Source organism: Uliginosibacterium sp. 31-16, assembly GCF_030730865.1.
GTDB lineage: Bacteria > Pseudomonadota > Gammaproteobacteria > Burkholderiales > Rhodocyclaceae > Uliginosibacterium.
In genome coordinates this window covers 1,124,084-1,149,203 of record NZ_JAVALZ010000001.1, presented here as the reverse complement: position 1 = coordinate 1,149,203, position 25,120 = coordinate 1,124,084, and the positions used below count along the sequence as shown (strand labels likewise).

Annotated in this window: 26 protein-coding genes and 1 riboswitch; of the genes, 9 read left to right on the top strand and 17 right to left on the bottom strand. The window is 63.7% G+C overall.

Translation table 11 applies throughout. The features are described 5' to 3' along the window. Positions 1–62: 62 nt before the first annotated feature. On the bottom strand, positions 63–1,922 hold the full coding sequence (gene ilvD, locus Q9Q94_RS05355; protein WP_305978988.1) for a dihydroxy-acid dehydratase: 1,860 nt from the start codon (positions 1,920–1,922) through the stop codon (positions 63–65). 90 nt (positions 1,923–2,012) lie between these two features. On the opposite strand from ilvD, the gene lgt reads away from it, so the two are divergent. Beyond that, the gene (lgt, locus tag Q9Q94_RS05350) at positions 2,013–2,909 is read left to right on the top strand and encodes a prolipoprotein diacylglyceryl transferase (protein WP_305978987.1); all 897 of its coding nucleotides are present in this window, start codon (positions 2,013–2,015) and stop codon (positions 2,907–2,909) included. Between the two features lie 38 nt (positions 2,910–2,947). Next, a riboswitch (yybP-ykoY riboswitch) is annotated at positions 2,948–3,084 on the top strand. A gap of 47 nt (positions 3,085–3,131) precedes the next feature. Then, on the top strand, positions 3,132–3,704 hold the full coding sequence (locus Q9Q94_RS05345; protein ID WP_305978986.1) for a TMEM165/GDT1 family protein: 573 nt from the start codon (positions 3,132–3,134) through the stop codon (positions 3,702–3,704). 108 nt (positions 3,705–3,812) lie between these two features. Here Q9Q94_RS05345 and Q9Q94_RS05340 read toward each other — a convergent pair whose 3' ends face one another. The 8 genes from Q9Q94_RS05340 to pyrF all read right to left on the bottom strand — a co-directional run bounded on the left by Q9Q94_RS05340 (position 3,813) and on the right by pyrF (position 11,361). Then, positions 3,813–4,679, bottom strand: coding sequence for a methylated-DNA--[protein]-cysteine S-methyltransferase (locus Q9Q94_RS05340; protein WP_305978985.1), 867 nt, complete (start codon positions 4,677–4,679; stop codon positions 3,813–3,815). After that, positions 4,676–5,560, bottom strand: coding sequence for a DMT family transporter (locus Q9Q94_RS05335; RefSeq protein ID WP_305978984.1), 885 nt, complete (start codon positions 5,558–5,560; stop codon positions 4,676–4,678). The genes Q9Q94_RS05340 and Q9Q94_RS05335 overlap by 4 nt, the downstream gene beginning before the upstream one ends. 203 nt (positions 5,561–5,763) lie before the next feature. After that, positions 5,764–6,258, bottom strand: a complete 495-nt coding sequence (locus tag Q9Q94_RS05330; protein WP_305978983.1) for a hypothetical protein — start codon at positions 6,256–6,258, stop codon at positions 5,764–5,766. A gap of 6 nt (positions 6,259–6,264) precedes the next feature. Further along, the gene (locus Q9Q94_RS05325) at positions 6,265–7,104 is read right to left on the bottom strand and encodes a VOC family protein (RefSeq protein ID WP_305978982.1); all 840 of its coding nucleotides are present in this window, start codon (positions 7,102–7,104) and stop codon (positions 6,265–6,267) included. A gap of 97 nt (positions 7,105–7,201) precedes the next feature. Beyond that, the gene (locus Q9Q94_RS05320; RefSeq protein ID WP_305978981.1) at positions 7,202–8,758 is read right to left on the bottom strand and encodes an MFS transporter; all 1,557 of its coding nucleotides are present in this window, start codon (positions 8,756–8,758) and stop codon (positions 7,202–7,204) included. Position 8,759: 1 nt separating this feature from the next. Continuing rightward, the gene (locus Q9Q94_RS05315; protein WP_305978980.1) at positions 8,760–9,209 is read right to left on the bottom strand and encodes a MarR family winged helix-turn-helix transcriptional regulator; all 450 of its coding nucleotides are present in this window, start codon (positions 9,207–9,209) and stop codon (positions 8,760–8,762) included. A gap of 226 nt (positions 9,210–9,435) precedes the next feature. Beyond that, the gene (locus Q9Q94_RS05310) at positions 9,436–10,308 is read right to left on the bottom strand and encodes a DUF3883 domain-containing protein (protein ID WP_305978979.1); all 873 of its coding nucleotides are present in this window, start codon (positions 10,306–10,308) and stop codon (positions 9,436–9,438) included. Positions 10,309–10,545: 237 nt separating this feature from the next. Continuing rightward, positions 10,546–11,361, bottom strand: coding sequence for an orotidine-5'-phosphate decarboxylase (gene pyrF / locus Q9Q94_RS05305; protein ID WP_305978978.1), 816 nt, complete (start codon positions 11,359–11,361; stop codon positions 10,546–10,548). Between the two features lie 163 nt (positions 11,362–11,524). Between pyrF and Q9Q94_RS05300 the strand changes: the two genes are divergently transcribed. After that, complete coding sequence (locus Q9Q94_RS05300) at positions 11,525–12,301, top strand: ABC transporter substrate-binding protein (RefSeq protein ID WP_305978977.1); 777 nt, start codon at positions 11,525–11,527, stop codon at positions 12,299–12,301. Between the two features lie 92 nt (positions 12,302–12,393). Here the strand turns inward: Q9Q94_RS05300 and Q9Q94_RS05295 are convergent, their stop codons facing one another. Beyond that, entirely contained in the window at positions 12,394–13,512 is a 1,119-nt protein-coding gene (locus Q9Q94_RS05295; RefSeq protein ID WP_305978976.1) for a phosphoserine transaminase, read from the bottom strand. Positions 13,513–13,743: 231 nt separating this feature from the next. Here Q9Q94_RS05295 and Q9Q94_RS05290 point away from each other — a divergent pair, with 231 nt between their 5' ends. Both Q9Q94_RS05290 and Q9Q94_RS05285 read left to right on the top strand, forming a co-directional pair. Further along, positions 13,744–14,262 (top strand): L,D-transpeptidase family protein, encoded by a 519-nt coding sequence (locus Q9Q94_RS05290; RefSeq protein ID WP_305978975.1) that lies wholly within the window; start codon positions 13,744–13,746, stop codon positions 14,260–14,262. Then, positions 14,252–14,611, top strand: a complete 360-nt coding sequence (locus Q9Q94_RS05285; RefSeq protein ID WP_305978974.1) for a DUF2195 family protein — start codon at positions 14,252–14,254, stop codon at positions 14,609–14,611. The genes Q9Q94_RS05290 and Q9Q94_RS05285 overlap by 11 nt, the downstream gene beginning before the upstream one ends. Positions 14,612–14,794: 183 nt before the next feature. Here the strand turns inward: Q9Q94_RS05285 and Q9Q94_RS05280 are convergent, their stop codons facing one another. Continuing rightward, a complete protein-coding gene (locus Q9Q94_RS05280; protein WP_305978973.1) occupies positions 14,795–15,874 on the bottom strand; it encodes a pectate lyase in 1,080 nt (359 codons plus the stop codon). Positions 15,875–16,159: 285 nt separating this feature from the next. On the opposite strand from Q9Q94_RS05280, the gene Q9Q94_RS05275 reads away from it, so the two are divergent. The 4 genes from Q9Q94_RS05275 to Q9Q94_RS05260 all read left to right on the top strand — a co-directional run bounded on the left by Q9Q94_RS05275 (position 16,160) and on the right by Q9Q94_RS05260 (position 19,798). Next, a complete protein-coding gene (locus Q9Q94_RS05275) occupies positions 16,160–16,702 on the top strand; it encodes a hypothetical protein (RefSeq protein ID WP_305978972.1) in 543 nt (180 codons plus the stop codon). A 104-nt stretch (positions 16,703–16,806) separates the two neighbouring features. After that, positions 16,807–17,817, top strand: coding sequence for a hypothetical protein (locus Q9Q94_RS05270; RefSeq protein WP_305978971.1), 1,011 nt, complete (start codon positions 16,807–16,809; stop codon positions 17,815–17,817). A 328-nt stretch (positions 17,818–18,145) separates the two neighbouring features. Further along, positions 18,146–19,321 (top strand): phosphoglycerate dehydrogenase, encoded by a 1,176-nt coding sequence (locus tag Q9Q94_RS05265; protein WP_305978970.1) that lies wholly within the window; start codon positions 18,146–18,148, stop codon positions 19,319–19,321. 102 nt (positions 19,322–19,423) lie between these two features. Next, entirely contained in the window at positions 19,424–19,798 is a 375-nt protein-coding gene (locus Q9Q94_RS05260; RefSeq protein WP_305978969.1) for a VOC family protein, read from the top strand. Positions 19,799–19,916: 118 nt separating this feature from the next. Here Q9Q94_RS05260 and Q9Q94_RS05255 read toward each other — a convergent pair whose 3' ends face one another. The 6 genes from Q9Q94_RS05255 to Q9Q94_RS05230 all read right to left on the bottom strand — a co-directional run bounded on the left by Q9Q94_RS05255 (position 19,917) and on the right by Q9Q94_RS05230 (position 24,983). After that, complete coding sequence (locus tag Q9Q94_RS05255; protein WP_305978968.1) at positions 19,917–20,324, bottom strand: GNAT family N-acetyltransferase; 408 nt, start codon at positions 20,322–20,324, stop codon at positions 19,917–19,919. Between the two features lies 1 nt (position 20,325). Then, a complete protein-coding gene (locus Q9Q94_RS05250; RefSeq protein ID WP_305978967.1) occupies positions 20,326–20,757 on the bottom strand; it encodes an amino acid-binding protein in 432 nt (143 codons plus the stop codon). Between the two features lie 96 nt (positions 20,758–20,853). Next, positions 20,854–22,188: a phenylacetate--CoA ligase family protein gene (locus Q9Q94_RS05245; RefSeq protein WP_305979486.1), complete on the bottom strand. Its 1,335-nt coding sequence runs from the start codon at positions 22,186–22,188 to the stop codon at positions 20,854–20,856. 47 nt (positions 22,189–22,235) lie between these two features. Continuing rightward, positions 22,236–22,826 (bottom strand): hypothetical protein, encoded by a 591-nt coding sequence (locus Q9Q94_RS05240; RefSeq protein WP_305978966.1) that lies wholly within the window; start codon positions 22,824–22,826, stop codon positions 22,236–22,238. Then, positions 22,823–23,332 carry a 2-oxoacid:acceptor oxidoreductase family protein gene (locus Q9Q94_RS05235; protein WP_305978965.1) on the bottom strand — a complete coding sequence of 170 codons (510 nt, stop codon included), beginning with the start codon at positions 23,330–23,332 and terminating at the stop codon, positions 22,823–22,825. Before Q9Q94_RS05235 ends, Q9Q94_RS05240 begins: the two co-directional genes overlap by 4 nt. A gap of 10 nt (positions 23,333–23,342) precedes the next feature. After that, on the bottom strand, positions 23,343–24,983 hold the full coding sequence (locus Q9Q94_RS05230; RefSeq protein ID WP_305978964.1) for a thiamine pyrophosphate-dependent enzyme: 1,641 nt from the start codon (positions 24,981–24,983) through the stop codon (positions 23,343–23,345). Positions 24,984–25,120: the final 137 nt, after the last annotated feature.

Here is a 25,120-nt window from a genome sequence, read left to right as displayed (position 1 = left end):
GCGCGTTAACGAAAGACCCGGCTCAAGGCCGGGTCTGGGAGCCGGTTTGCTGCCGGGCTGCTTTAGCGCTTGAGTTGCGACAGATCGCGCACCGCGCCGGTGTCGGCCGAGGTCGTCATCGCGGCGTACGCCTGCAGTGCTGCGGAGACGTGGCGCACGCGGTTGGCGGGCTTCCAGGCTTCCGGCCCGCGGGCTTCCATGGCGGCGCGGCGCTTGGCCATTTCGGCGTCACTGATCTTCAGGTTGATCGTGCGGTTCGGGATGTCGATCTCGATGGTGTCACCGTCTTCGATCAGGGCAATCTCGCCGCCCATGGCCGCTTCCGGCGAAGTGTGGCCAATCGACAGACCCGAGGTGCCGCCGGAGAAACGCCCGTCAGTCAGCAGCGCGCATTCCTTGCCGAGGCCACGGCTCTTCAGATACGAGGTCGGGTAGAGCATTTCCTGCATGCCCGGGCCGCCCTTCGGGCCTTCGTAACGGATGATGACCACGTCGCCGGCCTGCACTTCATTCAGCACGCCTTCCACCGCGTCGTCCTGGCTCTCGTACACGCGGGCCTTGCCGGTGAATTTCCAGATCGATTCATCGACGCCGGCGGTCTTCACGATGCAGCCCTTGCGCGCGATGTTGCCGGTCAGCACGGCGAGGCCGCCGTCCTGCGAGTAGGCATTGGTCCTGTCACGGATGCAGCCCTTGCTGCGGTCCATGTCCAGCTCGGGGAAACGCTTGTTCTGGCTGAAGGCCACCTGGGTCGGCACGCCGCCGGGCGCAGCGCGGTAGAACTCGAACACCGCCGGGTCGCCGGAGTGCATCACGTCCCACTGCTCCAGCGCACCCTTCATGGTGTGGCTGTGCACGGTGTAGGTGTTGTGATTGAGCAGGCCGGCGCGGTTCAGTTCGCCGAGGATGCCCATGATGCCGCCTGCGCGGTGCACGTCTTCGATATGGAACTTGTCGGTCGCCGGGGCCACCTTGCACAGGCAGGGCACCTTGCGCGAGATGCGGTCGATGTCCGTCATCGTGAAATTCACGCCCGCTTCATGCGCACAGGCCAGCAGGTGCAGCACGGTATTGGTGGAGCCGCCCATGGCCACATCCAGGCTCATGGCGTTTTCGAATGCAGCAAAGTTGGCGATCGAGCGCGGCAGGACCTTGTCGTCGTCCTTCTCGTAATAGCGTTTGCACAGTTCGACGATCAGGTGGCCAGCCTTGACGAACAGGCCCTTGCGGTCGGCATGGGTGGCGACGATGGTGCCGTTGCCCGGCAGCGACAGGCCCAGCGCTTCGGTCAGGCAGTTCATCGAGTTGGCGGTAAACATGCCGGAGCATGATCCGCAGGTCGGGCAGGCGCTGCGCTCGATCTCGTCGACTTCCGCATCCGACACGGTCTTGTCGGCGGCCTTGACCATGGCGTCCACCAGATCCAGATGGATCACCTGCTGCTTGCCATCCTTCACCATCGTGACCTTGCCGGCTTCCATCGGCCCGCCGGACACGAAGATCGTCGGGATGTTCAGGCGCAGCGCGGCCATCAGCATCCCCGGAGTGATCTTGTCGCAGTTCGAAATGCACACCATCGCATCCGCACAGTGCGCATTGACCATGTATTCCACGCTGTCGGCGATCAGTTCGCGGCTGGGCAGCGAATACAGCATGCCACCGTGGCCCATGGCGATGCCGTCATCCACCGCGATGGTGTTGAATTCCTTGGCCACGCCGCCAGCGGCTTCGATCTCGCGCGCGACGAGCTGCCCCATGTCCTTCAGGTGCACGTGGCCGGGCACGAATTGCGTAAAGCTGTTCACCACCGCGATGATGGGTTTGCCGAAATCGCCATCCTTCATGCCGGTGGCGCGCCACAGGGAGCGGGCACCCGCCATGTTGCGGCCGTGGGTGGAGGTATGGGAACGATACTGGGGCATGGTGTTTTTCTCCGGATTTGCGCGCGGCGTCGGGAGGAGCAAGCGGTTTGTCGCGCCAATGTGGTTCAATTGAACTCTGGATTCTAGCCCATGGCCTGCAAGATGCCCTTCATTCATCCCCAATTCGATCCGATAGCCTTCTCCCTCGGCCCGCTGCATGTGCGCTGGTACGGGCTGATGTATCTCGTAGCGTTCATGCTCTTCCTGTTCCTCGGGCGCCAGCGTATCAAGACTCGCCCCGATCTGGGCTGGCAGCGTACCGAGCTGGATGATCTGCTGTTCTACGGCATGCTCGGGGTGATCCTCGGCGGGCGCTTCGGCTACGTAATCTTCTACAAACTGGGCGACTATCTCGCCCATCCGCTGGATATCTTCAAGGTCTGGGAAGGTGGCATGGCCTTCCATGGCGGTCTGCTCGGCGTACTCTTCGCACTGTGGTACTTCGGCCGCAAGACCGGGCGCCACTTCCTGCAGGTCGGCGATTTCGTCGCCCCGCTGGTGCCGACCGGGCTGGCTGCCGGGCGTCTGGGCAACTTCATCAATGGCGAGCTGTGGGGCCGCGTGACGGCGCCGGATGCGCCCTGGGCGATGATCTTCCCGCAAGCCGCCCAGACAGATGCCGCGCAAGTGGCAGCCAACCCGTCGCTGCAAACCTCGGTACTTTCCTATCTCAACCCGATGAGCCAGCAAATGCAGGCCGGCCTGCCGCGTCACGCTTCACAGCTCTACCAGTTTGCGCTGGAAGGCGTGACCCTGTTCGTGATCCTGTGGCTGTTCTCGCGCAAGCCACGCCCGGTAGGCGCAGTGTCCGGCCTGTTCCTGATCGGCTACGGCAGCTTCCGTTTCATCGCCGAATTCGCTCGCGAGCCGGATGATTTCCTCGGCCTGCTCGCCGGGCATCTCTCGATGGGCCAGTGGCTCAGCCTGCCGATGATTCTGGCGGGCGTGGCGATGATGGTGTGGGCCTACCGGCGCAAAGCGGCCTGAAAAAGCTCGACGCCGAACGGGCCGGGACGGCTATAATCCGCCCCGTCATCGGGGAGTAGCCTCTTTCTCAAGAGAGCGCCGCATCAACAGACTTGCCTTCGGGCATGGTGCGGAGGGCACGCAAGTGCTTGGCGAGACCTTTGACTGCTGCAGTGCCAACGCGGGTTGGCGGGCTGCGGCAGTCATTGGTTCATCTGTCGCCAGCCCGCACCCGAGAAATTCATGGAAGCCTTCCTCGTCTCTACCGGTCTCGTCGCCCTCGCTGAAATGGGCGACAAAACCCAGTTGCTGGCCCTCGTGCTGGCCGCCCGCCTGAAGAAACCCCTGCCGATCTGTCTGGGCATTCTCGTTGCCACGCTGGTCAATCACGCCTGTGCGGCCGCCGTCGGGCAATGGATCACGACCTATCTTGGCGCCGATGCGATGCGCTGGATTCTGGGCATCTCCTTCCTCGCCATGGCCGCCTGGATGATGATTCCGGACAAGCTGGACGATGACGAGAGCGCCAAGCCGCAACGTTTTGGCGCTTTCCTCACGACCGTAATCGCCTTCTTCATCGTCGAAATGGGCGACAAGACGCAGATCGCCACGGTGGCGCTGGCGGCCAAGTATTCGTCGCTGGTCTGGGTGGTGGCCGGTACCACGGCGGGGATGATGCTGGCCAATGCGCCCGTCGTCTATTTCGGCGACAAGCTGACGAAGATCGTGCCGATCAAGGTGGTGCACAGCGTCTGCGCGCTGATCTTCGTGGCGCTCGGTCTGGCCGCCCTGCTGAATCTGGGTGACATGCTCTAAGAGGCCGTTCACGATCTGTAGCGAGAGGCCGTCAGCAGGGTGAAGAGCAGCACAGGAACCGGAGTTTATGTTGATAAATGAGGATTCCGAGCAGCGCATGAGCCCTGATCACGGCCTCGCAGTAAGATCATGAACAGCCTCTAGAGAGTGCCGCCCGGCCTCACAGGCAATCAGGGCCTGCTTGCGTTCGATGCCCCAGCGGTAGCTGCTGAAGTCGCCGCTCTCGCGGATCACCCGGTGGCACGGAATCAGGCAGGCAATCGGGTTGGCGCCAATGGCGCTGCCCACGGCCCGGGCGGCCTGCGGTTTGCCGATGGCCCGGGCGATCTGGCCGTAGCTGGCCAGCGCGCCGGGCGGAATCCGCAGCAAGGCCTGCCAGACCTGGATCTGGAAGTTGGTGCCACGCAGCAGCAGGCGCAGCGGCGTTTTCCGGGGGTCGCCCTGGAAAACCGCGCCCAGCAAGGCTTTCGCGGCTTCCTGCGCGCACAGCAAGGTGGCATGCGGCCATTCGGCCTGCAGGTTGTCCAGTGCGTGTGCTGCTCCGTGCTCGGGGTCGATGAATTCGAGCCGGCAGATGCCGCGCAACGTGCTTGCCACGAAAGCCTCGCCGAAGGGGGTCGCGGCTACGCCATAACGGATCTCCAGTCCGGCGCCACCCGCCGCATATTCGCCGGGCGTGACGGCTTCGCAACTGACCATCAGATCATGCAGACGGCCGGGACCGGACAGGCCGGCCTCCAGACTGGCCTCCAGCACCGAGGCCGAGGCACGCAAACGCTGGCGAGCGTCTTCCTTGCTCAGGAATTGCAGAAAGCGCTTCGGGCTGATCCCGGCCCAGTCGCTGAACAGCCGCTGCAGATGGAATTCGGACACGCCCAGCGCCGCAGCCAGCTCACTCAGACCGGGCTGCTCGCGGGCATGACTGCGCAGGAAGCGGATCGCCTGCGCCACGGTGGCATAGGCAGCCTCGCTCATGGCGCCCTGGCTAGCAGCTTGCGCAGCGAAAAACCGGTGCTCAGGGCCGTCCCGACGATCACCACCGCCGCGCCGATCAGGCTGCGCAGGCCGAGTGCCTCGCCCAGCAGCAGATGCCCCCACAGCACGCCGAACACTGGCACCAGAAAGGTCACGGTCAGCGCGCGGGTCGGTCCGGTTTCCTCGACCAGCCGGAAATACATCTGATACGCCACGCCGGTACACACCAGCCCGAGCACCAGCACGGCCACCACGCCCCAGGCCGAGGGCAGCGCGGCGGGCGGTGCAAAGGGCAGGAAAGGCAGCAGGATCAGGCTGGCGCCGGCCATGCTGCCGTGTGCCGCCTGCGCCGGGCTCGGTCCGCTGCGGCGGGATTTCATCCAGGTCGTGGCCAGCCCGTAACAGCACGGTGCCAGCACCCCGGCCGCGTAGGCCAGCAGGCCGCCGCGAGTTTGCGCGGTCGGATCGAAGCCCACCACCAGCGCCACCCCGCACAGGCCGATCAGCAAACCCGCCCCCGCCCGCAGGCCGGGCAGCTGACGCAGCCACAGCGCGCCCCACAGTGCCCCCCAGATCGGCGCGGTGGCGTTCAGAATGGACAGGGTGGAGGCGGTCAGGGTCTGCGCCGCCCAGGCAAAGAGCACGAAGGGCAGTGCCGTGTTGAACAGGCCCAGCACCCAGAAATCCAGCCAGTGCCCGCGCGGCCAGAAGGTCTGGCCTTTGTACAATGCCAGCGCCCCGAGCAGCAGCGCGGCCAGCGCGACGCGGGCTTCCATCAGGGCAATCGGGCCAAGCGCCGGCACAGCCACACGCATGCACAGGAAGGACGCGCCCCAGATGAGGGCGAGCAGAAACAGGCGGGTGAGGTTGCGCGAATCCATGAGTGCGGTGCTGCAATAGTTCGTGAAGACGCAGTGTCTCACCGCTGGCGACTGGCAGCCACCCGATTCTTGCGCTGGATGAGCAACCTGAAGAGCCGCATGCAGCAAGCGTCTTCAGGCAGGCATCGTGGAGAGGCGCGCCTGCCAAGCCTGAGCCGGCAGGCAGGCCGGAGAGGTCCGCCGGGGGCAGCTCTCCGCGAGGATTACATGCCGGGCGGACGACTGCTGAGCTGATGCACCGGCGTCGCCGAGGGATCAACGTGGAAAGGTGTTTCCGGCAGGTTGGCGTAGAACCATTCAGCAATCGCCATTTCGCCCTGCCCCCGCTCGAAGGGGCCGATACGGGCAATGTCGCCATTCATGAGTTTGCAGTTGAAGTAGCGCAGATGCTCTTCGCCCTGCAGCTCGACGGAATGCAGCTTCTCCAGCGCAATGCGGTCCACCTTGGCCGGCGTGGTCGACGGATTGCGCAGGATCAGGAAGCTGTCCGCCACTTCCAGCACCGCCACGCCCACCGGCGGGCCCTTCAGCAGACGCCGGATCAGGTGATAGAACACCAGCGCCATGATGACGCCGGCAATCGTGCGGTTTTCGGTCACGAACATCACGAACAGGGCGCATACCACGCCCACGCCCACGGTGATCCAGAAGACACGGTCTGCCTGTGCAGTCGACCGCTGATGCAGCTTGGTGCTCATGAATGCTTACTTTGCGAGGGGTTGTGAGCGGCCGACCAGATGCAGCACATTGCCTTCCGGGTCGCGGAAGAAGAACAGGTGCACACCGTTGTCCAGCGCCTTGTAGTCTTCCAGCACTTCGACCCCCAGCGCCTTGAGGCGCGCCGCACCCTGCGCTGCGTCGGCCTGACCGATGCGGATGGCGATATGGCGGATGCCCTGGGCCTTGTACGGCTCCACGCCAATGTTGTTCTCGGCCTGGATGAATTCGATGATCGAGCTGCCATCGGCGCCGAGCACGAAGGCGGTGCCGTGGCCGTCGTCGCGCACGATGAGCTGGAAGCCCAGCGCGTCGATGTACCACTGGCGCAGCGCTTCCGGATCGTTGGCGATGATGCAGGTGTGTTCGATGCCCTGGATCAGCGCGTCCTTCGGTGCATCCGCCAGACGCGGCACCACGGCCAGCGACAGGCGGTTCGGGCGCGAAATCAGGTGCAGGATGTTGCCGTCCGGATCGCGGAAGTGGAAAGTCGCCAGCCCCTCGGGGAACTGGTGCGGGGTCTTGCCAATGGTTTCCACCCCGGCTTCGGACAGGCGATGCACGGCAGCGCCGAAATCCTGCGTATCCACCGTCAGCGCAATGTGACGCAGGCCGCTGTCCTTCACCTGCGGCTTGCCGGCACAGACCGAAGGCCCGGCGCAGGGTACCAGTTCGATCATCGAGCCATTGCCCATGAGCAGGAAGTACACGCCTGCGCCATTGTCGAGAATGACCTTCATGTCGAGGTTGCTCACATACCAGTCACGCAGGCGCGTGGTGTCGGTGGAGAAAACCGCGACGTGTTCGATACCCTGAAAGATTGCCATTGGAAAATGCCCCGAAGGAAGGAATGACGAGGGTACAGCGTACCCAGACAAAGGCGTTCCGGACTTGATCTGCCTGAAATCCGGAACGCTCTCAATCCTAGCGGTTTTTCGCGATTTCGTAAGGGGGCAAACGCCAACTGATGAAGATACTCAGCCCCGCCAGCACGGCGCACAGCAGGAAAGCCGTGTGAATGCCGCCAACCAGGCCCAGTCGGGCAGTGTCCAGCAGTGCGGCGGCATCCACGCCGATCTGCTGCGCCAGGGTCAGCAAGGTCGCCTGATCCTGCTGGCGGATCAGCAATTGCGGCGACGCGAGCAACTCGACCAGCGCCGGCTCGGTGAGATGCCGCGCCGCCAGCTCCGCGCCGATGTGGCGCACGTAGGCCGCATTGACGATCACGCCGGCCACGCCCACACCGATCATGCTGCCGAGCATGCGCGTGGTCTGGATCATCGCCGAGCCCACGCCCAGATCACGCTTGCCGGCCGCCGCCATCATCTGCAGGGTCAGGTTGGGCAGCTGGAAGCCAAGGCTGAAGCCGCACAACGCAAAGGCCGCCATCATCCAGCCCTGCGGCAGACCGGCGCCGACCTGACTCAGCAACAGGGAACTGAGCAGCGTGCCAAACTGGCCCCAGGCAATCATGCGCTCGGCCTTTTTCATGCGTGGCAGCACCCGCCCATTGACGATGCTGCCCAAGGTGACGCTGACCAGCAGGGGCGTCATGACGAAACCGGCCAGTGCCGGCGAGTAGCCGAAACCGCCCTGCAGCATCAGCGGCGAATAGAAAACCAGCACGAACATCGTCATACCGGTGCTCAGGCCCAGCAGCATCAGCTGGCGTGCGCCCTGATTGGCCAGCAGGCGCGGCGGAATGATCGGCGCGCGTGAATGATGCTGATGCCAGATGAACACGCCTCCGCAGACCAGCGCCAGCACACACAGGCCCAGCGTGAGCGGATTGCCGAAACCATGCACCTGCCCGCGCTCGGTCGCCAGCAGCAGGCCACAGATCCCCGCAGCCATCAGCAGCGCACCGAGCCAGTCGATGCTGCGCTCCTCCTCGCCATCGTGATGCACGATATGCGGCAGATAACGCCAGATCACGGGCAAAGCCAGCAAGGCCACCGGCAGATTCACGTAGAACACGCTGCGCCAGCCGGCATGCTCGGTCATCCAGCCGCCCAGCGCCGGGCCCAGCGCCGAGGCCACACCGAAACTGGCCGACAGCATCACCTGCCAGCGCACGCGTTGCAGCCGGTCCGGGAACAGATCCGGCACGCAGGCAAAGGCCACCCCGACCAGCATGCCGCCGGCCAAGCCCTGCACGCCACGCGCCAGCACCAGTTGCAATATGGTCTGGGCCAGACCGCAGGCAGCCGAGGCCGCCGTGAACAAGACCACGGCCAGCAGCACGAAAGGCTTGCGCCCGTACAGATCGCCGAGGCGTCCGGTAATCGGGATCATCACCGCACTGCCCATCAGGTAGGCCGAAGCGATCCACTGGTAAAGGTCATAGCCGCGCAACTCGGCGACGATGCGCGGCATCGCCGTGCCGACCACGGTGGAGTCCAGCGCGATCAGCATGATCACCAGACAGATGCCCAGCATGGCGGCCAGCGAAGCACGGAAACTGCGGGTGCTGTGTTCCATCTCAGACCTCCGTCCGCTTCGTCTGGCTGCGCAAGGCATCGACCAGACCCGCCAGCGAACTTTCCAGCGCCGCGTGGCGCTCGGCCGGAATCGCCTCGAAGAAGCTCTCGGCGTGCGCGGTGAGCACATCGTCGTAACGCCTAGCCTCGTCCTCGCCCGCGGCGGTCAGATGCAACTCCAGACAGCGCCGATCCGAATCGAGGGGACGCCGCTCGACCAGCCCGTCCGCGACAAAGCGCTCGACGATGCGGCTGATCCAGCTCTTGTCCAGCCCGGCCAGACGACCGAAATCACCCTGCGGAGACGGCCCGTGCTTGCGCAGCAACATGAGCAGCCGCCCCTGCTGGGACAAGCCCTGATCGTGGGCATGGCGGCGCTGGCTGGCGAGGTACAGACCGATGAGTTCGCGCAACTGGCGCGCGAGAAGCTGTTTTGATTGGGGGGAAGACATGAGGGGATGCTTTATTGGTTGCTATACGCAACAGTCTAGCCAGATCGTTGCGTATAGCAACCGATTTAACCTTCGCTTACAGTCTGGCTAAGCGTGCAAGCCCCTCCTGAAGACCCGCCCCGGACGGACCTGAGCGGACAGGGTGGCTGGAGAGGCAGGCTGGGTGCGGGTTAGCGGGCAATATCCGGGAGGATGCCCATGCGCGGCACAAGAACGATCAAGACAACTATTGGAACTGGCAAAGGTAACTAACAGGATCAAGTCTGCAGTACTGCCCAATATCACCTTGCAGTGAGAAAAGCCTTGGAGCCTTCCGGAAATCAAACAATCTATACAGATGAAATTGACCTGACATTTCGCGGGCAAAAGCGACCTCATTGCGCGAAGCGAAGAAGGGCGTTTCCTTCGCGAACGCGGTTGTCTTGACCTCCACAAAGCGCTCTTTGCCGCTTACTTCGAATGACAAGATGTCATAGCCGAGGCCGTCTCCTTTTGTCGTGGAAACGTGCTCGATTCGTTCCGCTAAATGCTTTTGTCCAGCTGAGCGCAAACGAAACTCTTCGTACTCAAGCGCCAACAATTCTCCCGCTTTGCCAAGGGCTGAGTTTCGCGCTTCGCGTGCGACGTAGTCACGCTTAATCGCTGCTCTGACGGGGACGACATAGGGCTTGCGTGCCTCTTCCACGACAAGCGAGAGCTTGGGCGCATCGACGATCAATCGAGAGAAATCTACTGCGCTTGGAACGACTGCAGGCTGGTCTGCCGCGGCTAATGCGATCCGGTCAAATTCCGGATGTTCATTGATCCAGTTTTCGACAAATGTACCGAGCGCTTGCTGATAGTTACCACGTGGTTTGTAACCGGAAATGTAGTAGCAGCCAAGTTTAAGAAGGATCGCGCTGACGTTCTGATGCTTGAGTTCTACAGCGGCATCGCTGCGTCCATCCAGCAATTTCAGCAGCGCTCGACGGTGTGCTGTTTTGTTGTAGTGCTGCCCAGATAGTTCTAGTGTCAGCATGCGCATGTAATCGGCCACCGTCGCAGCGACCTCTACATCACTCCAGTTTTCGCCTTTTGCCACATCAGCCCCGCTGCGCATCCATCATCAGGCGAATCGTAAATGGAATAAGCCGCGCGAGGGAATGTTAGTCACTATGCAGCGGGTTACGCTGCGCTAACCTGTCCTACGCAAGGCGTCCGGAAAGCCGCTTGCAGCCTTGCTCTGCGAGCAGCCACGCTGGCGACCCAAGCAGGGAGGGCCTCTCCGGGCAGCAAGCAAAACGGGCCGCATTGCGGCCCGTTTTACATCTGACACAGCCGCGCAAGGCGGCTTGGCTCAGCGGTACTGGTTGATGTCGTCGCGCGTGGCAATCGCCATCTTGCGGGCCTGCTCGGCGAAATCTTCGCCTTTGCCGGCGTAGAGGATGGCGCGCGAGGAGTTGATCATCAGGCCCAGCCCAGCGGCGGTCTTGCCGGCCGTCACGGTGGCCTGCACGTCGCCGCCCTGTGCGCCGACGCCGGGCACCAGCAGGGGCAGGTCGCCAACGATGCGGCGCACGTCTGCCAGCTCCTGCGGGAAGGTGGCGCCGACGACCAGTGCGGCTTGACCGTGCTTGTTCCACTTCTCGGCGACCAGCGCGGCGACGTGCTGATACAGCTTCTTGCCACCTTCGACCGTGAGGTTCTGCAAATCGGAGCCGCCGGGGTTGGAGGTGCGGCACAGCACGATGAGGCCGCAGTCCGGGTATTCGAGGTAGGGCTCGACCGAGTCGAAGCCCATGTAGGGATTCACGGTCAGCGCGTCGGCCTGATAGCGCACGAAGGCTTCGCGGGCGTACTGGGCGGCGGTGGCGCCAATGTCGCCGCGTTTGGCATCCAGAATCACCGGAATGTCCGGATAGTTGACGTGGATGTAGTCGATCAGCGCTTCGAGCTGTGCTTCGGCGGATTCGCCGGCAAAGTAGGCAATTTGCGGCTTGAAGGAGCAGGCGACATCGGCGGTGGCATCGACGATGGCTTTGCAGAATTCAAAAATGGCATCCGGCTTGCCCTGCAGGTGCGCGGGGAACTTGCTCAGATCCGGGTCCAGGCCCACGCACAGCAGGGAGTTGTTCTTTTGCCAGGCAGCGGCGAGGTCGGTGATGAAGGGCATGGTGAGTCCGGCAAATTGTTGAGTACATGGATTTTACCGTAGTCCGCGGGCAGCACAGGCCACGGCGCGTTTGCGACAAAATGGGGAAGGCCTTGCCCATCGGGACAGTACGGCAAGGTCTGCACAGGCCGCAGAATCAAGACAGCAAAGGCAGGGATTGATCGTGCATGCTCTGAACGGAATTTTCCGGGTTCTCATTCTTGTCCTGCTGGTCTGGCCGGGACGCGGTGCCATGGCCGCCGATGGCGTGGTCCGGCTTGCCGCGCTGGAGTTTGCGCCGTACATCCACGACGCAAATGGCCAGGCCGAAGGGCCGGTTGTCGATGTCGTCAATGAGGCGTTCCGGCGCATGGGCAAGCCGCTCAGGATTGGATTTTTTCCGGTAACGCGCTCACTGCTCATGGTCGAAGCGGGCAGCGTGGATGGCTTCTTCACGGTCAAGAAAACGCCTGAACGCGAACGCAGCCTGCGCTTTCCCCGCGAGCCCCTGCTGAGTCAGGATTTCGTGTTCTTCGTGCGCAAGGACTCACACTTCCGCTTCAATGGCGATTACGCCTCGATCGCCAATGCACGCATCGGTGTGGTCAACAACATGTCCTATGGCGGGCGATTCGATGCGGCGCGCAGGCAGGGAGCCTTTCCGCATCTGGAAAACTCGCATGCCCTGACGAACATTTTCCGCATGCTGCTGGCGGGGCATGTGGACGCCATGATCTGCAGCCGCCTGGTGGGCATGCAATTCATCCAGGAGCTTGATCCGGCCGGCCGGATCATGATCAGTGGCCCGCCTTCGGAGACGACGCACAGCTTCATCGTATTCACCCGCCAGTACGATACTTCGGCGCTTGCGGACGGTTTCGACCAGGCAATCAGAGGAATGCGCCAGGACGGGACGCTGGCGCGGCTTTCTGAACGTGCCAGCCTCAAGACAAAACCATAGCAGCCCTCCGCCGTGCACCGGCGTGCGAGAAGTATCGCGCAAACAAAAACGCCCGGCTTGTGGCCGGGCGCTTGAGACGAGAGCGGGTGTGCTCAGGCCTTGGTAACTTCAGCGTAGGCCCATTCCAGCCAGGGCAGCACGGCTTCCAGATCGGCAGTTTCGACCGTGGCGCCGCACCAGAAGCGCAGGCCGCTCGGGGCGTCCTTGTAGGCGCCGATGTCATACGCAACGCCTTCCTTGTCGAGCAGCTTGACCAGCGCCTTGACCTGATCCGGCGTGGCGTCGAGCGAGAAGCACACGGACGTGTTGGAGCGGGAGACTGCGTCCTTGGCCAGGAAGTGGATCCACGGGGTCTTGGCGACGAAGCGCTCGAAGACGGCGAGGTTGGCGTTGGAGCGCTTGATCAGTTCCGGCACGCCGCCAATGGAATCGGTCCAGGCCAGCGCGTCCAGATAGTCTTCGTTGGCGATCATCGACGGGGTGTTGATGGTGGCACCTTCAAAGATTTCGGCCATCAGCTCGCCACCCTTGGCGATGCGGAAGATCTTCGGCAGCGGCCAGCTCGGCTTGTAGTCCTTCAGGCGAGCCACAGCGCGCGGCGACAGGATCAGCATGCCGTGGGCACCTTCACCGCCGAGCACCTTCTGCCAGGAGTAGGTCACCACGTCCAGCTTGTCCCACGGCAGTTCCATGGCGAACACGGCGGAGGTCGCGTCGCACAGGGTCAGGCCTTCGCGGTCAGCGGGGATCCAGTCGCCATTCGGCACTTTCACGCCGGAGGTGGTGCCGTTCCAGGTGAACACGATGTCGTTGGCCGGGTTCCATTGCGACAGGTCCGGCAGCTCGCCGTAAGGGGCGCTGAAATTGCGCACGTCTTTCAGCTTCAATTGCTTGACGATGTCGGTCACCCAGCCTTCGCCGAAGGATTCCCAGGCGAAGGTATCCACCGGACGAGCGCCGAGGAAGTTCCACATGGCCAGCTCGAAGGCGCCGGTGTCGGAGGCCGGCAGGATGCCGACGTGGTAGTCAGCCGGGATGCCCAGCAGGCGCTTGGTTTCGGTGATCGACTTGGCCAGACGGGCCTTGCCCAGCGAGCTGCGGTGCGAGCGGCCGAGGATGTCTTTCGGCAGGTTGGCCAGCGAATAGCCGGGGCGCTTGGCGCAGGGGCCGGAAGAGAAATTCGGCGAATTGGGCTTGATGGTGGGTTTCACGGTGAGCTCCAGACAAGGATGACGAAACTGGGAAAATTCTGAGCTCGGTATTGTAGCCCGATGCAGGCCGGGGTGCAGAACGGGTTCCCGGCGGGCAAGCCCCCAGCACGAACAGGCCATCACGGACACGGCCGACAGACACGAGGCTTCTGCCGATATCTGGCTGCATGCTGGCCGGACATGTCCCTAAACTGGCCACACTTCCAATACGCACACGACAGGAACCGGACAATGCTGACCGACATGCTTTTCGATGGACAGGTGCTGAGCTGGGGTGGGCGCCGCTTCAAGGCAACCAGCGGCCTGCCGGGCTGGCAGATGCCGCAGAATCAGTGCCTGCCGGATCAGGGGCCGATTCCCGAAGGTTTCTACCGTTTCTCGATCAAGGATGCCGGCAGCGCCCGCGACGATGGCACCCAGCAGTGCCGGCTGACCCCGGCGGCAGGCATCCAGACCATTCCGCGCGGCGAAGCGGCCGGGCAGTGCGAGCCCTACTGGGCCAACTGGGGCCGCAACCGGGTGCGTCTGGAAGCCGCCGACGTGAAAACCCGGCAGGCCTGCAAGCCGGCGCGCAGCGGCTTCTATCTGCACGATTCGACCAAGGGTTACAGCCACGGCTGCATTGAAGTGGAACCCGCGTTCTTCCAGGCCCTGCACGGCCATGTCGTCACCACCGGCAAGCAATCGCTGGCCTTGCGCGTGCAATACGTTGCGGATCGCATCACCAACGGAGGCACGCGTGTCTATTAAGGCGGCCCTGCTGGGCTTGTTACTGCCGGGGGCTGTGCTGGCCGCCGAGCCGCCACGCATCACCGTGCACAATGCGTTGGCGGACTGCGTCAGCATCGAGACGGCCACGCCCTTAGCGGCCCGTCAGGCGCTGCAGGTGGATGTGGATTTGCGCATGCTGCAATCCACCGCGGCCTGCGGCTGCACCTCGATGCGCGTGGCCTACCGCAGCGAGGCCGACGGCAAGACCCTGCGCCATCAGCGCTTCACCCTGCGTGGCGACCTGCACAAACGCCTGACGCTGGGCACCCGCGCCCAGACCCGCACGCTGACGGAACTGAACCTGCATTTCAGCTGCGCGGCCGAGTAGGCAGTTTTCACAGCCTGTCCGGAGAGCCGCTTGTGGCGGCCTTCTTCAGGCGGGCATGACTGCCAGCAAGATTTGGCCTGCCTCCTGGCGCATACCGCCTGCAGATCCTTGCCAGATGCGGCTCTGCGGGCAGGCACAAAAAACGGGAGGCCGCGGCCTCCCGTTTTTGCGTACATCAGGTTTTCAGAAGCTGCTCACATCCGACGGGCTGACATCGCAGTACGCCGTATTGAAGAACTCGCCGTACTTCTCGGTCGAGCCGTTGCCCTTCTCGATGCCTTTCCACTCCTCGCAGATGCGCGGCTTGGTGGTCGTGGCGGTCGGGCGGGTCAGACCCTTGACCTTCAGGTTGCGGATCGTGGCCTTGTCGCCGTAGTTGCGATTGACGCCAACCACCGTGCTGCCAACCGTGCCGTTGATGGTCACGTTGTTGATCTGCACGTAGCGCGGGCCACCGTTGTTGGTGCAGTCACCGCAGGAGCGCCACAGCTTGCCGATCTTGCCGTAGGTGTTGAAGTTCTCGATGACCGTGGTGCTGTTCTTCGAGTTGTGCTGGAAGGTCTTGTCCGGCGCGTTGGTCGCCGAGCCGCCCGAGATGGTCATGGTACCGCCCTCGGACTTGTTGGTGGCAGCGTCTTCGCAGACCTCGTCCCACACCACGTTTTCCAGCCGGCAATTGCCGCTGGCGCAATGGATGCCATCCGCCGCCGCGCCCGCCTTCAGGTGCACGTTCTTGATGGTTGCATTGTTGAGCGTAAACACCGGCTGTTGCGATTCGCTGCCGCCGGCGCAGGAGGTGCCGACGGTGATGCCGCCGCAATCAACGGTGGTGTTGGAAATCACGCTGCCCGGCGTACAGGCACCGGTGGAGCCGCCGCTGGAGGAGCTCGACGACGAACTGCTGGAGCTGCTGCCACCCGAGGATGAACTGCTGGAGGAGGAGGAGGACGAACTGCTTGACGAGGAGCTGCTGGACGAAGAACTCGAGCCGCCGCTGGCGCTGGTCGGGATCGAACACTCGTTGGTGCCACCAGCGACCTTGGTGCCCGCGCCAAAGGTGACTTCACCGCAAACGAAGCTGCCTGTCAGGGTCTTGTAGGTGAATTTGTCGGCGCGGCCATAGGCCACGCTGGTGGCAGCGGCGACCGTACAGGTCTTGCCTTCGGTGCAGATGGTCTTGTAACCGGCCGGGCGATTGGCGGCCGAGGCGGTGCCCGCCAGTGCGAGGGCGGCAAAGCCCAGCGCGAGGTGTGTGATATGCATTGTTTTGTCTCCTGGATTTGTCGGTGTGGCTGGGTGCCACGACTTGTTGTTGTGCTGCGCCGACCCTTCAAAAAGTGTGACGAATTCCGCAGATCGACCAGAAAAACATAGCAGGCATTCCATGGAATGGAAATGTCTTTGTAAGAATACGGCCTACACAACATGACAGGCGTGCCCTGGCGTCAGCCCGGCCGATTGTCGGGACCACGCTGCCAAAAAGCCGGTTTTGCGGCAGCATGGCGCGCCGCCCATTGCGGGCTCGAACAGCACTAAAAGGACTGCATCGTGAAAAAAGCATTGATCGCCTTCTGCATCGTGGGTGCCGCCTGCGCAATGGCCGGCTGCAAGAACCGCGAGGAACAACTGGAAGCAGAGCGCAGCAAGGGCGCCGAGATGGTTGAGGACAAGGCCGCACTGGTGAAGGGCGTAGGTCAGGCGCTGCAGAATGACGGCAAGAAAGCCGCCGCCGAGATCACCACCGGCGTAGGCAAGGTATTCGGCGGCGTTGCGGAAGGCGTGGATCGGGCGCATGAAGCGAAGATCGCGCTGGATGCGTCAGCCAGCGGTCGCCAGCTCAAGAGCGAACGCGCCGTGCTGCTCGGCGCCGACGGGGAAAAGAAGGATGGCGTGAAGGTCTATGTCCTGTCTGCCCAGGCTTTCAAGGGCAAGCTGCAGTTGCGTGCGGTAGATGGCAAGGGTAGCGAGGTGGGTCGCAGCGACAAGATTGACAGCGACCTGGGCGCAGACGACGCCAGCTACGTCGAATTCCGCTTCGACAGCGCCACGCCAATGAGCCGCGTGGACAAATTCGTGCTTTACGTGCTTTAAGCCCTGCTGCCCGGAGAGCCGCCACTGGCGTGCCTCTCCGGCATGGCATGCCGCAGAGCAAAGCTGGATGCGGCTTGGCAGGCAGTGATCAGAGCCGGGCCCCCATGAACGCCACGACCACCACCTCCCACTCGCACACTCCTGATCTGCCAACGCGCGCCAGTACTGACGCCGCGCCACCGCCCCTCCGGCGCCGGATGCAGGTCACCCTCATGGACCAGCAGTTCAGCGGCTTCGGCCTCGGCTGTCTGGGCGCGATGATCGGCGCCGCGCCAGGCTTTGCATTGATGTTCTGGGGCATCTCCGACGAGAGTTGGTGGGCCATGCTGCTCGGGATTGGCGGCATGTTGCTGGCGCTGATCGGCATGTTGGCCGGCTTTGGCCTCATCCTGTTTGGCTACGAAAAACTGCGCGGCGTGCCGGACTTCAGCCAGAAAGTCCTGGTCGAAGCCCGCCCGGAGGGGCTCGCGATCGAGGGCTACCGGCTCATCCCCTGGCGCGAAATCGCCGGCTACGAAGGCGTGCCCGACAGTGACAGTCACCTGATCGTGCACGCCAGTCCGTGGAGCCTGATGCTGGATGACGATGCCGGGCTGCTCGCCCGCAGCATCGGCTGGCATCTGAACGCCAGCAATTCGCTGAACCCGCAGGCTGGCGGTGGCTGCGTGCGGGCACTGCTGTTCCGTCGCTGGCGCTTTCTGGCGTGGATCGTGGCGGGCTATGTGCTGCCGGCCGCCGTGGTGATCGCCTCCCTGCCGGAGAACAACAAGGGTCTGCTCGGGGTGCTGGCGCTGGTTTTCGTGGTGGGCCCGCTGCTCGCCTGGCTGATCTGGGCGATTCCGCTGGCGACAATCGGGCTGCTGGCAGGCCCGCGCATGCGCACTTTCTATCTGGACGGAGCACTGCTGCACAGCACCGATGGCCACTGGCAGATTGATCTGCGCAGCACACGCCTGCGCAGCCACCGGGCATCCGGCATCGGCTATGAATTCGGGTTCGTGAGCCTTCACCCGGCGCGCGGACGATCACTCCACCTCATCCCCATCGAAGGCCAGGCAGACGCCCTGCTGGGCTGGCTGGAAAAAGCCCGCCGCCGCGCGGAGCAGACAGACTAAAACACGCCCCATTGCACTGGTGGTTACGAAATTTGCGGCCTTCTTGCCCGACGGGAGCCCGGATAACCGCGCACAGCATGCCTTTCCGCCATGCCACGCCGGAGAGCAAGGCGGGAGGCGGCTCTTCGGGTGGTCCTCGCGAAAGCGGCCTGCCCGTAGCCCACTTGACCCGCTTCAAGTCAGGGAGGGCGTGAACGCCGTACAATGCTGCCTTTCCGCCCGCAGCCGGCGATGCCACAGATTTCTTCCGGAGCGTTCGTCCCGCGCCCTGGTCAGGTTTTCCGATTCAGCCCGATTCCGTCATTACCTACGTTTGAGGAACTCCACGATGTTCAAGATCCAGACACTCAACAAGATCGCCGCCTGCGGCCTCGACCGCCTGCCGCGTGACAACTACGAATCCGCCACCGAGATCGTCAACCCGGACGGCATCCTGCTGCGCTCGGCCGACATGCACAACATGGACATTCCGGCGTCCGTGAAGGCCATCGCCCGCGCCGGTGCCGGCGTGAACAACATTCCGCTGGACAAGTGCGCCGAGCGCGGCATCGTGGTGTTCAACACACCGGGCGCCAACGCCAACGGCGTGAAGGAAATCGTCATCGCCTCGCTGCTGCTGTCCTCGCGCAACCTGTACGAAGGCATCACCTGGGCCAACACGCTCAAGGGCAAGGGCGACGAAGTGCCGCCGCTGGTGGAAAAGGGCAAGGCCCAGTTCGTCGGTCCGGAAATCCAGGGCAAGACCCTCGGCGTGATCGGCCTGGGCGCCATCGGCGTGCTGGTGGCGAATGCCGCCAATGCGCTGGGCATGCGCGTCATCGGCTTCGACCCGTTCGTGAGCGTCGATGCAGCCTGGAAGCTGTCGCATGAAGTGCAGAAGGCCGCCAGCCTGGACGCCATGATCGCCGAGTGCGACTACATCACCATCCACGTGCCGGCCACCAAGGACACCAAGAACCTCTTCAACGAAGAGCGCATCGGCCGCATGAAGAAGGGTGCCCGCCTGATGAACTTCAGCCGCAATGGTCTGGTCGACAACGCCGCCATCAAGGCCGCCATCGCTTCCGGCCACGTCGCCGGCTATGTGATCGACCTGCCGGAAGACGAGCTGCTGGGTGTGGACAAGATCCTGTGCGTGCCGCACTTGGGCGCCTCCACCCCGGAATCCGAAGACAACTGCGCCGTGATGGCAGCCGATCAGATCCGTGAATATCTGGAACGCGGCAACATCAAGAACTCGGTGAACTTCCCGGCCTGCGAAATGGCCCCCAGCGGCAAGACCCGCGTCACGGTCAGCAACAAGAACGTGCCCAACGTGATCAGCAGCCTGACCGCCGCCATCGGCTCGTCGGGTCTGAACATCGACGATATGATCAACAAGAACCGTGGCGACTACGCCTACAACATCATCGACGTGTCCGGCGACGTGAGCGGTGATCTGGTTGCCAAACTGCAGGCGGTGGATGGCGTGATCGGCGTGCGCGTGATTCCGAACTGCAAGTAAGCAGCTCCTGCCGCAATGCATCGGAGGCCTGTCTGCGGACAGGCCTTTTTTCTGTCAGCCCGGCCATAATCGCCGGCTGTCTTTCACTCTCGAGGAACTGTCATGATCGGTTATGTCACCCTGGGCACCAACGACCTGCCCCGCGCCAGTGCTTTCTACGACGCCCTGTTTGCCAGCATCGGCGCCAAGCGCCAGTGGGAGTCCGAACGCAGCACCGCCTGGGGAACCAGCGCCGAAACGCCGGCGCTCTGTGTGATCAAGCCCTTCGACGGTCAGCCCGCCACCGCCGGCAACGGCACCATGATCGCGCTGGCCATGCCCAGCCGCGCCGCCGTGGATGCCTTCTACGCCAAGGCCATCGAGTTGGGCGCCAAGGATGAAGGCGCACCCGGCCCGCGCGGCACGGGCGGCTATTACGGTTCGTACTTCCGCGATCTGGATGGCAACAAGCTCGCCGCGTTTACCGAGGCAGCCTGAAGAGCGGCTTGTGGCGGGCTTCTCCAGAATTATGGTCTGGAGAGGCTTGCCAGACGGGCCTGAGCGGTGAACCTGCCGGCACAGGTCCGCCACATGCGGCTCTTCAGCCACCTGGAGTTCAGCGCCGCATCTGCATGCCGGGCCGCGTTTCCGGCCGGACCCGGAAGCCAAGCTTGGTGTAGAAGTCACTCAGGCCCTCTGCCGCCATCAGGTTGATGGTGCAGCCGGGCGGCAGAACCGCGATGTAGGCCATGACGCCCGCCATCAAGGCCGTGGCAATCCCGCGGCGGCGATGCTCGGGATGCACCAGCAATTCCTCCACGCTGAGCTTCATCGCCCCGTCACCCACCAGACGCACGAAACCGACCAGTTCATCGTCTTCCCAGGCGCACAGCGCATGGACGCTGTTGCACAGGCCGACGTTCACCACCGCCGGGTCGATCTTTCCCCAGCCCGCCAGTTCGCGCAGATGGTTGAATTCCTCGGCGCTCGGCGTGGCCTCGAAGATCTGGTAGCGCGAGTCCATCTCAGCCCCGCAGCAATTCCACGGGCGCCACCACATTCACACCCCGCGCGAGCAGTTCATCCACCGCCTGATCCGGATCGCTGAAGCGGATGATGACGACCGCACGTTGGCCCACGGCGGTGCTGAAGGCGTACATGTATTCGATGTCGAGCTTGGCCGCATCGGCCTTGGCCAGGATGCCGGCGAGGCCGCCGGCGTCATCCGGAATCTCGACGGCGACGACTTCGGTCAGCTTGGCGATGTAGCCCGCGGCTTCCAGCGCCACCTTGCCGGCTTCGGGGTCGGCCACGATCAGGCGCAGGATGCCGAACTCGGCGGTGTCGGCGAGCATCAGGGTGTGGATGTTCACGCCCTTGGCGGCCAGCGCCTCGCAGGCCGCATGCAGGCGGCCGGGGCGGTTCTCGATGAAGCTGGAAATCTGGGTGACTTTCATGGTTGTTCTTCCTTCTGCTTCAGTTTTTCCATGGGGATTGAATTCGTGAGAAAAGCCTAGCGAGCGGCTCGAGGTCGCGATGCGCAGTAGCTTTATTCATGAATTCCGCTCGTCCCACACGCGCTTCGCTTTTCCTTCGCTGCGCGGGATGCTGTGCGGCTCGACCAGGCGCAACGCGGCGCGGATGCCAGTGATGCGTTCGATGCTGTGCGCCAGGCGCTTGTGCAGCTCTTCCATCGCGCGCACCTGATCGCTGAACACCGCGGCGCTGACTTCGACCTCCACGCCCATCTGGTCCAGCCCCTTGTCGCGCGAAAGGATGATGCGATAGTGCGGCAACGCGCCTTCGACAGCGAGCAGCGCGGTCTCGATCTGCGAGGGGAAGACGTTGACCCCGCGGATGATGAACATGTCGTCCGAGCGGCGGGCGATGCGGGCGATGCGGCGCACGGTGCGGCCGCACGAACACGGCTCGGCGATGATGCGGGTGATGTCGCGCGTGCGATAGCGGATCATCGGCATGGCGCGTTTGGACAGCGTGGTCAGCACCAGTTCGCCTTCTTCGCCGTCCGGCAGCACCTGCAGGGTCTCCGGATCGACGATCTCCGGGTAGAAATGGTCCTCGAAGATGTGCAGGCCGCTCTGCGCCGAGCACTCGCTGCCCACACCTGGACCGGTGATCTCGGACAGGCCGTAGATGTCGTAGGCCTTGATGTTGGTCTCGGCTTCGATGTGGCGGCGCATCTCGTCGGTCCACGGCTCGGCACCGAAGATGCCGACACGCAGCGGCAGCTCCTTGAGATTCACGCCCAGCTCCTTCGCCCGCTCGATCAGATGCACGAAGTAGCTCGGCGTGCAGCAGATGCCAGTGACGCCGAAGTCGCGCATCAGCATGATCTGGCGATCAGTGTTGCCACCCGAGGTCGGCACCACGGTGGCGCCAATGGCTTCCAGCCCGTAGTGCGCGCCGAGGCCACCGGTGAACAGGCCGTAGCCGTAAGCGTTCTGCACGATGTCGCCGCGATGCACGCCGGCCGAGGCAAAGGTGCGCAGCATGGCCGAGGCCCACACCTGCAGGTCTTCCTGCGTGTAGGCCACCACGATGGGCTTGCCGGTGGTGCCGCTGGAGGCGTGCAGGCGCACGATCTCGCCCATCGGGCTGGCGAACAGACCGAAGGGATAGGTGTCGCGCAGGTCGGTCTTGATCGTGAAGGGCAGGCGGCCGAGATCGGCCAGCGACTCGATGCTGGCCGGGGTGAGGCCACGCTCGTCCATGCGCTCGCGGAACAGCTTCACGTTGTCGTAAGCCCGCGTCACGACGGCACGCAGGCGCCGCAGCTGCAGTTCGCGCAACTGCGCCACCGGCAGGTAGTCCGGCGCCGACACGGGGTGGAAGCCCTGGCCGAGATCGTTCCAGTTTTCACGCAACATCATGTCTTGTCCCCCGTACGTTTGGCACTGATAGGTATTGGCCGCCGCTAGCGCGCAGCATCGAAAGCTGCGTCGGCCATTTGTCGAGCTTTCAGGTTTGCCTGAGGATCACCTGCCGGCAATTCGGCGTTTAAGCCGGATAACGCTCCGAGTCCTCGCACAGCGATGTTCTCCGAAGTCACAATGAACTGCGGAGCGCCTTTCGCGTCGGGCCAGCGTGGATTGTCCTGCCACTGCTGCACGCGGAAGATGACAGCGAAAGGAACACCGTTGGCCAAACGCCATTCCAGCGGCGCACGTGAACGCCCTTCGCCCAGACGGTTTCCGACCACGATATCTTCGGCATATCGCTGAGGCTGTTTGCTGGGCCCGACGTACAGCGTCATACCGACCGCACTCCATTGGATGTTCGCCCGCCAGCGGCCAACGGCCTTGCATTCCATGACTTCAGGATCTTGCTCAGGGTAGGCCTTTCCCTTGTACTTCATCTCCCACGCAAGGCGTTCTTGCTCAACCCACGCGGGCGTCTTGCAGTCCTTACCCAGATCGGTGTAACGACTCGAGAACACCGTTGCCGGTGCCGCCTGCACAGCCGTGCAGGTCGCTGCCAGCGCAAGGCCGAGGATCAGCCCCTTCACGCTATCCGGCCTTCTGACACGCCTTCTGCGGCCGCCCGCCCCTGCGCGAAAGCCTCCAGATTCAGCTTGTGATGCTTCTCGGCCAGATTGGCCCTGATCGCGTCTTCCCACAGAGCAACGGGCAGATCAAGGTGGGTGGACAGGGCGCCGAGCAGGGCCACATTGATCGACTTGGCCGGCAGCTTGCCCGGCGCATTCGCCAGCACGGCAGGCTCGATCAGCACGCCGCCGGGCTTGAGCACACCGCGATTCACCTCGACCTGATCCGGGGCCACGACCACCAGACAATCCGCCTCGCCCCGCGTGATCATCGGACTGTTCACCACGGTGCCGTAACGCACATCGGTGGCAACGGAGCCGCCGCGCTGGCTCATGCCGTGGATCTCGCTTTTCTTCACATCCAGCCCGGCACGGAAAGCCACGTCGGCGAGGATGTCGGATGCCTTCACCACGCCCTGGCCACCGAGCCCGGCGAGCACCACATTCATCACTTTTTCCTGGGTCATAGCGTGTTCCTCATTCCGCCACAGCGGCACAGCAAGCCGTGCCAGCCATGAGTTTTTCGGCGACCGCCTTTTCGTACTGGCGGATCTTCGGTGCGGCCAGAATGCAGGGGCGACGCGCGACGATGACGCTCAGTTCGTTCCGCGCCAGCGCCGCCGTGATCGCCGCTTCCAGCCCGGCCGCATCAGCCATCGGGTCAATGGTGCTGACGTTTGTGATGCCCATGGCGCGCACCACGGCTTCGAAGTCGATCTTGCCGGCCTGATCGTGCAGCAGGCTGCGGCCAGTGCCGGGGTGCTCCTGCTGGCCGGTCATGGCGGTGGTGCCGTTGTCGAGAATCAGCAGCAGGTGCCCGGTGGGCGGCACGTTGTAGACCATCTCGGCGAGCCCGGTGAGCCCGCTGTGCATGAAGGTGGAATCGCCGATCACACTGACGACGCGGCGCGCTTCGGCCTCGGGCAGCACATGGCGCAGGCCCAGGCCGACACCGATCGAAGCGCCCATGCATACGCAGGTATCCATCGCCGAGAAGGGTGGCAGCACGCCCAGCGTGTAGCAGCCGATATCGCCGGAGACGATGCAGTCCAGCTTCGCCAGCGTCTCGAACACCGGGCGGTGCGAGCAGCCCTCGCACAATGCCGGCGGCTTGCCGGCGGGCACCTTGGCCTCTTCCGACTCGTCATGCGCGAGGATGCGGCGCACACGATCGACATTCAGTTCGCCAAAGCGGAAACGCTCGCTCTTGCCCTCGACCTTGAGCCCGGCAGCGAGCAGTTCGGTGACAAGGATCGGGTCGCCTTCCTCCACCACCACGCAGCGCTCAACCGAGGCGACGAAATCGCGGATCGCCTGCATCGGCAGCGGGTAGGAAAGGCCGAGCTGGAGGATCGACGCATCGGGCGCCGCATCGCGCGCGTGCATGGTGCTGATGCCCGAGGTGATGATGCCCAGCGCCTTGCCGCGCAGCTCGACGATGGTTTGCGCACAGTGCTCGGCGTAGGTCGCGGCACGCGCCAGCTTGTCGCGCAGGCGGCGGTGCGCCGGACGGGCATGGGCGGGAATCATCACCCGCTCACTGACCTTGCGCTCGAAGTGCGGGGCGGCGGCCGGCTGTGGCAGCGGACGCTGCACGACGATGCTCTTGGAATGGCAGACGCGGGTGGTCATGCGCAGAATCACCGGCAGGCCGAATTGTTCGGAGAGCACGAACCCGGCAGCGGTGAAGTCGTAGGCCTGTTGCGAATCGGCCGGTTCGAGCATGAGCGTGCCGGCGGCGCGGGCGAAGTTGCGGTTGTCCTGTTCGTTCTGGCTGGAGGCCATGCCGGGATCATCGGCGGAAACCAGCACCAGCCCGCCACTGACGCCGGTGTAGGTGGCGGTGAACAGCACATCGGCGGCGACATTCACGCCCACATGCTTCATCGTCACCAGCGCGCGGGCGCCGCCGAACGCAGCGCCGAGGCCGACCTCCAGCGCCACCTTCTCGTTCGGTGCCCACTGCGCCTTGCCACCCAATGCGCCGAAAGCTTCGAGGATTTCGGTGGACGGCGTGCCGGGATAACCGGTGCCGAGCAGGACGCCCGCATTCAGGGCAGCAAGGGCGACCGCTTCGTCACCGGACAGGAGCATGCGCTCGGACAGCTGTTTAGCCATATCAGCACCATTGGTATTCGGTGCTGAGGATTCTAGGCGCGCACCGACAGGCCGGCTTGCCACAGGTCAAGGCGTCCGGTTGGTGCGGCGCGGTATCCGGAGAGCTGCATGGGAAGAGCCTCTGCAACAGTGCTGCC

What these genes read in the sequence shown, in the direction of transcription:
- Q9Q94_RS05320 (WP_305978981.1), bottom strand. Translation starts at nt 8,758, where the DNA reads ATGGAACACAGCACCCGCAGTTTCCGTGCTTCGCTGGCCGCCATGCTG.
- ilvD (WP_305978988.1), bottom strand. Translation starts at nt 1,922, where the DNA reads ATGCCCCAGTATCGTTCCCATACCTCCACCCACGGCCGCAACATGGCG.
- Q9Q94_RS05315 (WP_305978980.1), bottom strand. Translation starts at nt 9,209, where the DNA reads ATGTCTTCCCCCCAATCAAAACAGCTTCTCGCGCGCCAGTTGCGCGAA.
- Q9Q94_RS05235 (WP_305978965.1), bottom strand. Translation starts at nt 23,332, where the DNA reads ATGACCCAGGAAAAAGTGATGAATGTGGTGCTCGCCGGGCTCGGTGGC.
- lgt (WP_305978987.1), top strand. Translation starts at nt 2,013, where the DNA reads ATGGCCTGCAAGATGCCCTTCATTCATCCCCAATTCGATCCGATAGCC.
- Q9Q94_RS05340 (WP_305978985.1), bottom strand. Translation starts at nt 4,679, where the DNA reads ATGAGCGAGGCTGCCTATGCCACCGTGGCGCAGGCGATCCGCTTCCTG.
- Q9Q94_RS05325 (WP_305978982.1), bottom strand. Translation starts at nt 7,104, where the DNA reads ATGGCAATCTTTCAGGGTATCGAACACGTCGCGGTTTTCTCCACCGAC.
- Q9Q94_RS05260 (WP_305978969.1), top strand. Translation starts at nt 19,424, where the DNA reads ATGATCGGTTATGTCACCCTGGGCACCAACGACCTGCCCCGCGCCAGT.
- Q9Q94_RS05255 (WP_305978968.1), bottom strand. Translation starts at nt 20,324, where the DNA reads ATGGACTCGCGCTACCAGATCTTCGAGGCCACGCCGAGCGCCGAGGAA.
- pyrF (WP_305978978.1), bottom strand. Translation starts at nt 11,361, where the DNA reads ATGCCCTTCATCACCGACCTCGCCGCTGCCTGGCAAAAGAACAACTCC.
- Q9Q94_RS05270 (WP_305978971.1), top strand. Translation starts at nt 16,807, where the DNA reads ATGAACGCCACGACCACCACCTCCCACTCGCACACTCCTGATCTGCCA.
- Q9Q94_RS05230 (WP_305978964.1), bottom strand. Translation starts at nt 24,983, where the DNA reads ATGGCTAAACAGCTGTCCGAGCGCATGCTCCTGTCCGGTGACGAAGCG.
- Q9Q94_RS05250 (WP_305978967.1), bottom strand. Translation starts at nt 20,757, where the DNA reads ATGAAAGTCACCCAGATTTCCAGCTTCATCGAGAACCGCCCCGGCCGC.
- Q9Q94_RS05290 (WP_305978975.1), top strand. Translation starts at nt 13,744, where the DNA reads ATGCTGACCGACATGCTTTTCGATGGACAGGTGCTGAGCTGGGGTGGG.
- Q9Q94_RS05310 (WP_305978979.1), bottom strand. Translation starts at nt 10,308, where the DNA reads ATGCGCAGCGGGGCTGATGTGGCAAAAGGCGAAAACTGGAGTGATGTA.
- Q9Q94_RS05335 (WP_305978984.1), bottom strand. Translation starts at nt 5,560, where the DNA reads ATGGATTCGCGCAACCTCACCCGCCTGTTTCTGCTCGCCCTCATCTGG.
- Q9Q94_RS05265 (WP_305978970.1), top strand. Translation starts at nt 18,146, where the DNA reads ATGTTCAAGATCCAGACACTCAACAAGATCGCCGCCTGCGGCCTCGAC.
- Q9Q94_RS05280 (WP_305978973.1), bottom strand. Translation starts at nt 15,874, where the DNA reads ATGCATATCACACACCTCGCGCTGGGCTTTGCCGCCCTCGCACTGGCG.
- Q9Q94_RS05245 (WP_305979486.1), bottom strand. Translation starts at nt 22,188, where the DNA reads ATGTTGCGTGAAAACTGGAACGATCTCGGCCAGGGCTTCCACCCCGTG.
- Q9Q94_RS05345 (WP_305978986.1), top strand. Translation starts at nt 3,132, where the DNA reads ATGGAAGCCTTCCTCGTCTCTACCGGTCTCGTCGCCCTCGCTGAAATG.
- Q9Q94_RS05330 (WP_305978983.1), bottom strand. Translation starts at nt 6,258, where the DNA reads ATGAGCACCAAGCTGCATCAGCGGTCGACTGCACAGGCAGACCGTGTC.